Source organism: Paenibacillus terricola, assembly GCF_014779765.1.
Taxonomy (GTDB): domain Bacteria; phylum Bacillota; class Bacilli; order Paenibacillales; family Paenibacillaceae; genus Paenibacillus_T; species Paenibacillus_T terricola.
This window is the reverse complement of sequence record NZ_JACXZA010000002.1, coordinates 662,702-674,933: the sequence shown is the minus strand read 5'-3', so window position 1 is coordinate 674,933 and position 12,232 is coordinate 662,702. Positions and strand designations below refer to the sequence as shown.

Here is a 12,232-nt window from a genome sequence, read left to right as displayed (position 1 = left end):
CCTTTTTTAGGCTATGTTAAATTCTAATGTTGATAAATTGACCGTAGGAAACCGTGTTGGTGAAAAGGCGTATCATTGAGCTATCTTCCCGTCAGCGTAATCTTGAACGATTATTATACAATAAAGCAAAGATACAACTAATACATGTAATCCCACCAAGAGTTAACAGTATGCTGCCACTCCACTTATATTGTTCTATATAGTTTTGCAAAAATATATTGGCTTGATTAGCGTCCATACCACCACCCGTTTCCACCCTTATATAGTTAATTAATTTCTGGCTCCCCCACAAAACTGAATTGTTGAGCCGCACATAACCTGTGATCATAACGATAAGAGAAACTGCTAGTATCAGTAATACAAGTTTATTAATTGCTTTCACCTCAATAGCCTCCATTCTTTATCGCATTCAATAAAACAAGTGAATCGTATATTCTTATTCGCCAAGTGATTAAGCTATCCCGTCAGCCGAACAAGAATTAGCAGAGAGTTGAAGTTGGTATTCGAGATGGCGCATTTCGAACGATGAGTCAACAAATGAAAGAAAAAAAGCAGTGACTACCAGTGCCGAATCGAATCCGGTACTAGTGCGTCGCTGCTTTTTACGTTCCATCAGGTTCATCACGTCGTTGTCAACCCTGTCATTGTCATCGGGCCAAGATTCGATACACGCATTAGAATAAGGGTCAGTTCTTCAGGTGGCAGCTTAGCATCCATCTCCAGCCAGTGTTTCACAACACCGAAGTTGGCGGAGGATACATACGCGATTAAGTAATCGCGAGGAATGAGCATGTTCTCATCGCTAGGCTGCCAGAGTGCGAGGCGGCTGCTGATTCGTGTTGTGAATTCGGTCATGATACGCTGGGCGAATGAGGGATCGCCCTTGGGGCCAAGCATCACCTTCAGGAAATCAACATTATGCGCGAATTCCGTAAGCAGGCGTACGAGATTCGGGTAAGGCTCATGCTCTTCTCGCTGCCGGTTGTAAACCTGGCGCCAGAGTTTCTACCGCAAACGACACATGATTGGCTGTATACTTGGACGTCGTTCCGGTTCGCAGCGTCTGGTATGCGTAATTCGATGTACTTCAATGAAGTGGATGCAGCTTCAACAAGTCTTTCCGTACTGGCTTGGATTGCAGCGATCGGGTTAGTGCTTGTGATCGTTTCCGCTTTCAAAAAAAAAGCAAGGCCGCTGTAAGTGAATCAAGCCCACAATAAGTATGCATAGCTAACATATTCTTTAACAGGAGAGCCCCTTCAGATTAAGTTCTGAGGGGGCTCGTTGGCTTTGATTCGTTTAGCATGTTTTGTCGAAGGCAATACTGGATATATACACCATGCCGTGGAGAGGTGGGAGCGGAATTATGACATCGATCATGCAGCAAGCTCAGCAGCAATCGTTCTCACTCAATGATCTCCTCGTTCCTCAGCTGGATGCGAATGTACACACCATTCGATTGGCTACCGGGGGAAGCTGTGATATTGTTTATCGCGACCTCATGCTGGTGAATGGCGGACGGGCTGTTATCGTTTCGACCGATGGCCTGACGGATCCACAACAGTTGCAGCAATTCGTTGTTGATTCATTAACGCTTGATCCTACTTATGATTTCATGAACCAAGTGCCAAATACGCTCAAAGAATTACCATTCCATGAGCTGCTCAGGCAGTCTATTCTGAAGGCGGGGAGCATTGAAGAACACTCTCGTCTAGACGAGACATTAGATGCCTTGTTGTCTGGACTTGCGATTCTGCTCGTGGATGGATTTGATCGTGCGTTCGCGATCGATGTGAAGCATTATCCTGATCGTGCGATTACGCCGTCCGAGGCAGAGACTGTCGTTCGTGGACCTAGGGATAGCTTCACAGAGAATATTCGAACGAATACAGCGCTCGTTCGCAGACGAATCAAGCATCCGGATCTTCGTATTGAAGGACATAAAGTCGGGCGAGTCACGATGACGAATATCTCGATTCTATATATAAAAGGTATTGCTCGTCACAGCATTGTGGACGAAGTTCGCAGCCGATTGAAACGTATTGATATTGATGCCGTGCTTGAGAGCGGCTATGTGGAAGTGATGATTCAGGATAATGCGAGATCAACCTTCCCAACGGTTTATCATTCGGAGCGACCGGATGTTATTGCAGCAGAGCTGCTTGAAGGCAAGATTGCTATTATGGTCGATGGAACGCCGTACGTCCTCATAGTTCCAGCTTTATTCGTATCGTTCTTCCATTCGTCAGAGGACTATTACCAGCGTGCTGATGTGGCGAGTTTCATCCGTCTGCTCCGTTTTATCGGCGTATTCTTTACATTGCTCGGCCCGTCTTTCTATATTGCGCTGACCACCTTTCATCAGGAAATGCTGCCTACCCAGCTGATCGTACGACTAATTTCACAGCGTGAAGGGGTCCCGTTCCCTGCGTTTGTCGAGGCGATGCTGATGGAGATTACGTTCGATATCCTGCGGGAAGCGGGCGTTCGCATGCCGAAAATGTTCGGGCCTACCGTTTCCTTCGTCGGCACGCTAATCATTGGGCAGTCCGCTGTAGAAGCGGGAATCGTGTCGCCTGCCATGTTAATCGTGGTGGCATTCACGGCAATCTCTAGTCTTGTCATTCCCGAGACCAGCATGTCGATGTCGCTGCGTCTGCTTCGTTATCCGTTAATGATCCTTAGCGGGACATTTGGTTTGTATGGCATGATGGCCGGTATTATTCTGCTAACGCTCCATCTGTGCAGCTTACGATCGTTCGGCGTCCCTTATATGAGTCCGCTTGCTCCATTCAATGGTGAGGATGTGGGTGATACGCTCATTCGTCTGCCGCATTGGGCAGCCAATAAAAGGCCGCATCAGCTTTCTGTTGAACCTAATACCCGCAATCGAACGCCGAGACCACACCCAGAGCCGCAGGTGAATCCGAATGAGGAGCATAAGTAAAAACAGGATACTCAAACATTTGTTCCTATTGTTAAAAATGGTCTTCGTTATCTCGCTGCTTATCCCGCTTGCCGGCTGTTGGGGCCGATTGGAGCTTAACGATATGGCGATAACGATGGGACTTGGGTTGGATCTGGCTGATGACAACAGTTATATTGTCTCCATTCAGGTGGTTGATGCCGGAGAAGCATCGGCTACGAAAGGCAGCTTAGGCCGTTCACCTGTTGTAATCTATTCGTCCAAAGGGAAAACAATCGCAGAGGCGATGCAGCGAATGACGGCATCGAGTCCACGCACGATCTACAACTCTCATCTGCGAATACTCATCATCGGAGAGAAGCTTGCGCGGCATGGGGTAAGAGAAGTGCTTGACTATGTGTCTCGTGATCGTCAATTCCGAACGGATTTTCCAGTCGTGATCGCTAAGAACGATATGGCTAATTCAACATTGAAGCTGCTGACGCCGATCGAATCAATTCCTGCCATTCAGATGATGCGGGCACTTCAGAATTCGGAGAAGCATTGGGCGCCGACGATTGCGATTCATTTTGACGAGCTGATTCAAGGTCTCATCGCCAAGGGACGACAGCCCGTCGTGACAGGGGTTGTCATGATCGGAAATGCGGAAGCGGGAAGCAACCGATCGAATATTCAAACGACCTCTCCGAAAAATCGTCTCAAATTTACGGGATTGTCCGTATTCCGCAAAGACCGTCTCATTGGATGGATGACGGAGGAGGAAAGCCGTGGCTTTAATATTGCGATGGGCAAGGCTTATAGAGGTACTGGCAATGTGGGATGCGATGATGGTGATAAGGTCGCGCTAGAGGTGCAAGAATCATCATCTAAGCTGGGGAGTAAGCTTCGTGGCGATAAAGTTGATCTGTCCATTGATCTGAAAATCGAAGCGAACGTGGAAGAGGTAGCCTGTTCGATGCCGATGACCAAGGACGAGACGATACGGGAACTAGAGAAGCGTGCCGAAGCAACGCTAAGAAGGATTATTGAAAAGACTCTGGAACGTGTACAGCATGAGATGAAATCCGATATTTTCGGTTTCGGTGAACAAGTGCATCGCCATTATCCGAAGTATTGGAAGAAGGTTTCGAACGACTGGGACATGCATTTCGCAGAAGCTCAAGTGAAGTTGAATATCGATGTGAAGATACGTCTGCTCGGTACCGTCACGAACGTTATAGAACCAGAGGATACACAGTAAACTTGCAGGAGGGATGTCGGGTATGCCGTTATCGATCGTTTGGATTATTATCATAGCCGGCATCGTGATCGGCATTCAACGGGGAATGTTGTTCAACAAACCAAATGCGAACAAAGGTTCGACAGGAGAGAAAATCGCATTTTACACACTGCTGGTACTTGGCGTTGGGCTCAATATTGCTTTATTCAAAGACTGGCTGATGGTTTCTCCGTTAAATGTATTGCGGATGATGTTCGGTCCGGCTGCCGAGGCGATTGCGCAGTGGGGAATGGTGGGGAAGTAACGTGATTGAGGAACGAATTGGTGTACGACAGCTTACGATTCTTGTCATTCATTTCATGCTTGGCACATCAATCCTCATTGCACCTTCCAACCTAGCGTTTGTTGCGAAGCAGGACGGCTGGATCGCATGTATGCTAGGTATTCTGATCGTGGCTGTTTCTGTCTTCCTGTACGATGCACTAGCGAGGCGTTACCCGAAACTGACGTTTACGGGGATTATCGAAGTTATCGTTGGCAAATGGATCGGTAAACTGATCTCGCTGTTGCTGTTCGCTTATTTGTTTCTGCTGACGGCATTCCTTGTTCGGGTAGCGGGCAATTTCATTGCGACTCAGATTTTGCCGGAGACGCCAATCGAAGCCGTATCCATCATTCTGCTTGCCGTTATCGTTGCTGCGGTTGGTTATGGGATAGAGACGATTGCAAGAGCATCGGAGATGTTATTCTTCCCGGTGCTTATCCTGCTCGCGCTATTGGTACTGTTTCTGCTGCCAGAAAGTAAGCCAACCAATCTGCTTCCCATACTGGAGCGGGGACCGAAGCCGATCATGCTTAGTGCATTCTATCTGTTCACGCTGCAGGAAGTGGCTGTCTTCCTCATGCTGTATCCGAATGTCAGCAAACCGGAGAAGACGAGATTGGCGATGTTGAAAGGTATCATGGTTGGCGGAATTGCGCTTACCCTTACAACTACGTTCTGCCTAATGGTACTTGGTACAGAATTGACGGAACGGAACATATTCGCGAGCTATTCGTTAGCGAAGAAAATATCAGTCGCGCAGTTTCTGCGCGTAGATGCGTTCATGGCGATTATCTGGTTGATTGCACTGTTCTTCAAAGCGGCGATTAGTTACTATGGCGCATCCGTAGCGTTGGCAGAAACACTGGGTATACGCCGCTACCGGGTTCTGATCCTGCCGCTCGGTATGCTGGTAATGTGGCTCTCGATCATTGTGTATCAGAATATCGTGGAGTTTCTCAATTTCACGCCGGCGATCTGGTCGTTGTTCTGCATTTGTTTCGTTATTGTGCTGCCGATGCTTCTTATTGTTATCGATCGGCTTCGCTTCGGGAGTAAACCTGGTGGACAGCCGAAAACAGCGGGAAAATCGCAGGAGCAGCAACCGGCTGAACAAGCTCAGCAGACAAATGATCAAGATCAGAATGGTGATCAGACACAGGATCGGCAGATACAAGATCTGCTGACGGATGATCAGGGACAAGCTGGTGAGCAGGATCAACAGACTGATAATCAGGGACAAGCAAGTACGCCAGATGCGGGTCAGGACAAAGCCGCAGATCAAGAGCAATTGAACATAAACGGCTCAAACAATGATCATATGCCACCGCCAACAACGCAGCCTTTACAATAAAGGGACGCAGTGTCTGAAACAGATGCTGCGTCTATTTGTATTAGTACATAACCCTGTTAAGCGAATTTACAAATTACAGCTTGTGCTGCTGCAAATAAGCGGAGAAACTTGCCGTGTTCATCTCCATATGCCGATTGCTGCCTTCAAGCTTGCTTAACATAATGCCGCCCTCCAATAGGGATAAGGCAAATGTAGCCATCGCATCTGCATCTAGATCTCGCTTGAACTCACCTTGCTCGATTCCTTCTAGAATGATAGCTTTCATTGTGGCAAGTGTATTAGATAGACTTAGCTGCGCTCTCTCTCGAAGGAGCGGGTGGGAGTCGTCGCTCTCAACCGCCGTATTCTGCAGCGGACATCCACCAATGAACGGAGGATTATGGACGACATCGGCATACACATGGAAGAATGCAAGCAAACGGCCAGATGCGGTATTGGCCTCGTTCTGCGCTTCTGCGAATTTGGAACCAACAACGCCAACAGCATGTTCATAGGCTTCAAGTGCGATCTCATCTTTACTGTTGAAATAGCGGTATATACCGCCTTTCTTAATGCCTGTCGCTTCGATAATATCGTTAAGCGATGCGCCTGCATAGCCGAGTTGATTGAACAATTCTGCTGATTTTATGACGATATGCTCACGTGCTCGATCACCTTTTCTCATCATGCCTCCGAAAGAATAGATATTTAGGGGTTGCCAATTGCTGGATATTTGATACAATAGAAAATACCGATCGGTATCTTTTATTGTATCAGAACTTGGGTTGGAAGAAAAGTCCATGGGGAGTGGAGTATCATGACAATGAGAGAAGAGCTGGAGCAAGCGAAAGCTAGCTTTATAGCAAGGGTGCCTGAAGAGGCTCAGAACGCTATTCTGGGCCACATTAAGGAGCAACTGCAATCGGGGCAGTTGTTCGGTTTGCAGGAAGGTGAACGTGCGCCTGATTTTACACTTAGCAATCCAATAGGAGATACTGTTACGCTGTATGAGGAGTTGGTAAGGGGACCTGTTGTGCTTATTTTTTACCGCGGCAGCTGGTGTCCGTATTGCAATATTCAGCTTCGTGCATTCGAACAACGTATGTCTGACATTCGACAGCTTGGAACTCAGCTCATTGCTATATCTCCGCAAAGTCCGGACCATACGCTGACTCAGAGAGAGAAAGAGCAATTGTCTTTTCATGTGCTAAGTGATTCCGACGGGCAGGTAGCGGCAAGCTATCGGTTGTTGTTCGAATTGCCGGATGTTCTTCAGCATACATTCACAACGATCTTGAAGCGGGATCTTACGGTGTTTAATGCGACGGACCGTTGGATTCTGCCCGTTCCTGCAACATACGTGATCGATCAAGACGGCATTATTCGGTACGCATCGATTAACCCTGATTTCATGCAGCGTACGGAACCGCAGCAGGTTATAGAGCAATTGCAACGTATTGAACATCTGTAGACAAAGAAGAAGCCGATGGCGGATACATCCACCATCGGCTCTTATTGATTGATTCGGCTGCTTAGCGAGCAACCGTTTGTTTGCCTTCAGCAAATTGGAACAACGTTTCAACTTTCTCGTCCGTCAGCACACCGCTGTTATCGAATACGATAATCGACTCTTGCGGAATGTCCCAGTTAATCTCAGGAACGAATTGCACGCGCGTTGCGAACGAATCCCAGTTATCGAGTTTCCACTGATCACGCACCGTCTGACGGTCGATAATCCGCGTTCTCTGCGTTTCCATATCAGACAGCGTAACGACGACAACTTTCACATCGACGTCGGAGCGGGACAGACCAGCAGCGCTAATAACGTCCTCGATCCATTGTTTGTTCTTCAGTTCAGCTGTAAATGGGCTGATCATGAACACGTTCTGACCGGCTGCAAGGTTCTCGATGCAGATATCTTTGGTCGTATCGTATTCGAGGTCACGCAGGTTCTTCTTATAGAAATCAGAGTCGCGATCATTCGGATCCAGACCGTTCTGAACGAGCATGTGTTCAACGAAACGTCCGCCAACCGTATCGCGATCGAGGAAAGCAGCAGGAATACGAGTCGATAGTTTGCGTGCAACCGTTGTTTTACCCGTTCCGGCCACGCCTACGAAGAAAATAAGCTTTTGCAAAGTAATAGCCTCCACATCAGTTGATAGATTGCATTATTATAGCATTGATTGCAAAAGAACTGAATAGCATGTCCATTAGTTTACATAAATATGATTATGTGTGTTTGCCACATTGATATATGCTCATGTAAAGTTAGATGAGGGAGGGATAATATGGAAGAACGATGGCGCAGGCATCTTGGTGTATATGGCATTTGTGTTCGGGATTCTCATCAGTTGCTTTTGTTCAAATACAACGTATAACTAGTTGCGATTACATATTTTAAATTATGTATCCTAGAAAACAAGAACCAGCGTGGAGGGAGTTATTAAGTTGAATAAGTAAACAGAAAGAATGATTGCAAGCGTTTTCATATTTCAAAGTATAAAATACGCATAAATAGTCCAGAACTGATAACGTCCAAGTGTATGGTTTAAACAATTAGTGTGTTGCGTGAATTGATTAGTGAGTTGGCCGAGTTATGTAAAGAATTGATTGTGTAAATAGCGAATTCGGATACAAGTTGTGTGTGCGTGTAAACCGACTGCAGCGTGTAAAAACGACTAATCAAATCATGATACGCGAATGTTCACGTAGCGAAAGCTAACTGAACGAAGAAACTTAAGCTAAGTAAACACAATAACACAAATGATTGAGTAAATGATTGAGTTAAAACATGATAATCGAATCAGAATGAAAATCAACGTGGGAATTAACAAAACCGGATAATCCAATGACTGCCTGGTTTATCCGTATATACTTTTACACAAAACCCGTATTTTATACATATGTCTAAATGCTAATGTTTATTTCGTTCCTTCATTGGATCAAACAAAAAACCATCATTCAATCGAATGATGGTTTTTGACGGCACTCGCTTTCGCTTTTCCCAACCCGACACCGCCGACTTCTCTGCTTTTTCGAGCATTAGATTTACGATCTGTCGTCTCATCTCTGCAGGTTTTCTTCTAGCGGGAAACGGAAATTTAAAATCCGACAGTACTGTTGGCAATCAATCAATATTGGTAATGGTGCCCCGATCTCTGTTGGTAGATTATCGATAGCGTATTTAACTGCATCGTGGTTATCGTTTCGGCTTGGCATCGGTCTTCATTGAAAACTCCTTTGGTCAAGGTAAAGTGAAGCCGGTAGTAAGGTATGCTGAATCAACTGGATAACCTGCTGCTTATTGGAATTGATGAAGAAATGATCTCCCTTGAACATGTGGATAGAAAACTTCCCGTCCGTGTATTCGCCCCACTCTTCTCCATCCTTGTAGTCATAGCTGTCTTCTTTACCTAATAAAATCGTAATATTGCACGACAATTTGGAGTCTTTTGCTTGATACACATAGGTTTCAATCAAACGATAATCATTTTTAAGAATAGGCATAAACATATCTGCTAGTGATTTGTGTTCAAATACTTCTGGAGAAGTGCCGCCTAATTTTAAAACTGCGCTTTGAAATTCCGCATCAGGCAAAAGATGAATATCAGGCTCCTGTTTCTTATGATGCGGGGCTCCCCTTCCGGAAAAAAACATATGGATAGGGCTTTGTTTGGTTTCCATTTTGATGCGGTGACCCAGCTCGTAGGCCAACACTGTACCCATGCTATGACCGAATAGGGCAAAGGGACCTCCGTCCAAATCATGTTTCATCATTTCAAACAAATCATCTATGCCTTCATTCACGATATGGGGATAGAATGGAACATCCCATCTTGACCCTCTACCGGCCAGTTCGACCGGTATGACTTGAATCGTAGAATGGAACATTTTTTTCCAGGTGCTATAGGCCGTTGCCGATCCGCCTGCATAAGGCAAACAGAATAATTTGACTCGCTTCCTGGTATCCCAATGGGAATTCATCATTGTTTCACTTCCTGCTACGCTTATTTTCGTAGGATTCACATACGTCTGTTTCGAAATTTGGAAAACCTGGTTAAAGCGGAATCGCACCTAATTGGTTCGTCAATAAAGCGAAAAAGGGATGCGCCGCATCCGTCTGATCCAGCAGTTGTTGAATCCGCATATGTTGTTCTGCTTCAGAAACTCTTTTTGTTCTAAATACAGACATCAGCATATCCAAAGCCTCTGCCATTTGCTCGGTTGACGGGGCTTGGACCGTCTGGTCCAGCTCATCCTGAATCGACTGTACTTTTTGGTAAGGTTCAATCACGCCTGCCCGATATTCTGCCTGATCCCAATTTTGATTCCTGGTACTTACAGCGATAGCTAAACACTGGCTGATGGCGTTCGTTTTAGGTTGTTTACGCGTGACGATGCCCTTTACGTTTTCCACGTTTTCATTATCGAAAGCATAGGTAGCAATAGATGGAGCGTTTGTTGCCATCAATCTCGTGAGCACTGCTTTCGGGGTCATTTCGATAGCGACCTCTACCCCTAATTGCTGCAAATAATGCATGGACGCTTGCCATCGTACCGGTTCCGTGATCTGCATCGTTAAATAATGCGGAATCAACCGTTCAGTTTCATATGGCCTCGCGGTTACATTGCTGATCACGGGATAACGCAAGGGAGAATAATCATATTTGCCGAGCGCTTGGTTAAACAATAAGGAAGCTTCCTTCATCAGAGGGTTGTGGAAGGCGCCGCTCACTTTTAAACGAATCGCAATGGCGCCCAAGCCTTTCAGCATGTTTTCGACTTTAGCTACTGCGTCGATATGACCTGATATGACTACCTGGTCCGCTGCATTAAAATTTGATATCTTGACTACTGAGCCTGGCTCGGATACCTGTTGACAATAGTCTTCGATGACTTCAGCGCTGACTCCACTTACAGCGGACATGCAGCCGATGCTTTCCTTTACGGAATCCTGCATACATTTGCCGCGGTAATGAACCAATTGCACCGCATCCTCAAATGCAATCCCACCTGCGCAAGTGAGTGCGGAAATTTCCCCCAAGCTATGTCCCGCCAAACAGGAAGGCGCTAAACCGATTTCTTGCATATACACGCGAAAAGCGGTAACACTGCATGTTAAAATAGCCGGTTGTGTGATTTCCGTTTTCGTCAACTCTGCCAGATCGCCGCCAAAACAAAGCGACTGTAAATCAAATTGCAGTACCTCGTTCGCTTCTTCGAATGTGTGTCTGGCAATCTCGAAATTGTCATATATCTGTTTTCCCATGCCGACATACTGCGACCCTTGACCGGGAAATAAAATCGCTGTTTTTTTCATATCCGTTTTATATCCCCCTTTCAAACAAGATAATCGTTACACATGCTTCGCTTTTAATTCGGCGAGCAGAAGTTCCATGGCTTCTTTCTCCGACTCTTTCAATTGCACGGACAATTCCAGGGCAGAATCTATTAGATCCGCTTCGGATGTCATCTGGTACCTTAATAGTAAATTTCGCATATGTAAAGCCTTGTCATTAATATCACTGAACTTTTCAGTAAAAGACAGCGCTTTATCCAGAACCCCTACTTCCTCCAAGTAGCTGGCGCGCAGCATCATGCATTTCTTGTGTTCCCATAGGATATGAAAGAACCGGATATCGGGCGGTGCTTGTTGCAGTTTAACGAACTGTAGGTATTGTTCCATAAGCTCATAAATTTCCATACCATACGCGCATTCTTCCGAGGTCCACGGCATGCGGACCATCGTAAATCGCAGCGACGAGTTGTAAGAGTTGAGGTAATCTTCCAAGGATTCAATGATAAAATCCAGGTTTAACTCATAGGGAGGAAATCCGGTAAATTCGATCGCGAACGTATATTTCTGCCAAAAAAACTCGAATTCCGTCTTTTCATAACTGTTTTCAAGATCAGCATACGGAATCTGTTTATACGTGAAAATATGTTCCGCGTTAAAATCCATATTCAAATAGACTTGCTTTTCTTCATCGTAGCCATAAATCAACGTTTCCGATGTGTGATGCTTTTTTTGATAATAGATGGTGTCGGGTATATAGAATAAATCCACATACATGATGATATATTGACCTTCGTCAATCGAGTCCATTACATATTGGTGCAGATTGATGTTGTGTTGCTTCAGCAAACTGGTTTTAAATTCTTGAAATTCCAAATAGGGCAAACAGGGGAAATGATGAAAAGCAGATCTCATCGTAAAAAAGTTTAAAAAATCGGTACCTCTCGAATCGTCCGGATAGCGAAAACACCGCAATTGAATATAATTGCTGTGAAACCAAGGCATAAGTTCTTCATAAGCCATGGCTATGCTTAATATAAGTCCGTGGTGCAGGTACCCTGTAATCGGTGGAATTTGCACGGGCAACTCTGTTTTTCTCATCTGAATTCTCCCTTTTACATAATAGATAGACG

At 45.6% G+C, this 12,232-nt stretch carries 13 protein-coding genes; 6 read left to right on the top strand and 7 right to left on the bottom strand.

Going from position 1 to position 12,232, the window contains the following annotated elements; all coding sequences use genetic code 11:
- Positions 1–91: 91 nt before the first annotated feature.
- Together H8B09_RS10350 and H8B09_RS10345 are read right to left on the bottom strand one after the other, a co-directional pair.
- Positions 92–382 (bottom strand): hypothetical protein, encoded by a 291-nt coding sequence (locus H8B09_RS10350; RefSeq protein WP_191203417.1) that lies wholly within the window; start codon positions 380–382, stop codon positions 92–94.
- 239 nt (positions 383–621) lie between these two features.
- Complete coding sequence (locus tag H8B09_RS10345; RefSeq protein WP_263576132.1) at positions 622–906, bottom strand: TetR-like C-terminal domain-containing protein; 285 nt, start codon at positions 904–906, stop codon at positions 622–624.
- 12 nt (positions 907–918) lie between these two features.
- Here H8B09_RS10345 and H8B09_RS10340 point away from each other — a divergent pair, with 12 nt between their 5' ends.
- The 5 genes from H8B09_RS10340 (at position 919) to H8B09_RS10320 (ending at position 5,821) form a co-directional block, all read left to right on the top strand.
- Positions 919–1,200: a hypothetical protein gene (locus tag H8B09_RS10340; protein WP_191203416.1), complete on the top strand. Its 282-nt coding sequence runs from the start codon at positions 919–921 to the stop codon at positions 1,198–1,200.
- A gap of 166 nt (positions 1,201–1,366) precedes the next feature.
- Positions 1,367–2,947, top strand: a complete 1,581-nt coding sequence (locus tag H8B09_RS10335) for a spore germination protein (protein ID WP_224753448.1) — start codon at positions 1,367–1,369, stop codon at positions 2,945–2,947.
- Positions 2,948–2,966: 19 nt separating this feature from the next.
- Positions 2,967–4,166: a Ger(x)C family spore germination protein gene (locus H8B09_RS10330; RefSeq protein WP_224753447.1), complete on the top strand. Its 1,200-nt coding sequence runs from the start codon at positions 2,967–2,969 to the stop codon at positions 4,164–4,166.
- A gap of 22 nt (positions 4,167–4,188) precedes the next feature.
- On the top strand, positions 4,189–4,449 hold the full coding sequence (locus tag H8B09_RS10325) for a hypothetical protein (protein ID WP_191203414.1): 261 nt from the start codon (positions 4,189–4,191) through the stop codon (positions 4,447–4,449).
- Position 4,450: 1 nt separating this feature from the next.
- Positions 4,451–5,821 carry a GerAB/ArcD/ProY family transporter gene (locus H8B09_RS10320; protein ID WP_191203413.1) on the top strand — a complete coding sequence of 457 codons (1,371 nt, stop codon included), beginning with the start codon at positions 4,451–4,453 and terminating at the stop codon, positions 5,819–5,821.
- Between the two features lie 73 nt (positions 5,822–5,894).
- Here the strand turns inward: H8B09_RS10320 and H8B09_RS10315 are convergent, their stop codons facing one another.
- Positions 5,895–6,488 (bottom strand): TetR/AcrR family transcriptional regulator, encoded by a 594-nt coding sequence (locus H8B09_RS10315; RefSeq protein WP_318152574.1) that lies wholly within the window; start codon positions 6,486–6,488, stop codon positions 5,895–5,897.
- A 129-nt stretch (positions 6,489–6,617) separates the two neighbouring features.
- On the opposite strand from H8B09_RS10315, the gene H8B09_RS10310 reads away from it, so the two are divergent.
- The gene (locus tag H8B09_RS10310; RefSeq protein WP_191203411.1) at positions 6,618–7,271 is read left to right on the top strand and encodes a peroxiredoxin-like family protein; all 654 of its coding nucleotides are present in this window, start codon (positions 6,618–6,620) and stop codon (positions 7,269–7,271) included.
- Between the two features lie 61 nt (positions 7,272–7,332).
- Here H8B09_RS10310 and H8B09_RS10305 read toward each other — a convergent pair whose 3' ends face one another.
- The 4 genes from H8B09_RS10305 to H8B09_RS10290 form a co-directional block, all read right to left on the bottom strand.
- Entirely contained in the window at positions 7,333–7,938 is a 606-nt protein-coding gene (locus H8B09_RS10305) for a P-loop nucleotide/nucleoside kinase family protein (RefSeq protein ID WP_191203410.1), read from the bottom strand.
- A 1,090-nt stretch (positions 7,939–9,028) separates the two neighbouring features.
- Positions 9,029–9,790, bottom strand: a complete 762-nt coding sequence (locus tag H8B09_RS10300; protein ID WP_191203409.1) for a thioesterase II family protein — start codon at positions 9,788–9,790, stop codon at positions 9,029–9,031.
- Between the two features lie 70 nt (positions 9,791–9,860).
- On the bottom strand, positions 9,861–11,123 hold the full coding sequence (gene fabD / locus H8B09_RS10295; RefSeq protein WP_191203408.1) for an ACP S-malonyltransferase: 1,263 nt from the start codon (positions 11,121–11,123) through the stop codon (positions 9,861–9,863).
- A gap of 36 nt (positions 11,124–11,159) precedes the next feature.
- A complete protein-coding gene (locus H8B09_RS10290; protein ID WP_191203407.1) occupies positions 11,160–12,200 on the bottom strand; it encodes a cysteine peptidase family C39 domain-containing protein in 1,041 nt (346 codons plus the stop codon).
- Between the last annotated feature and the right edge of the window lie 32 nt (positions 12,201–12,232).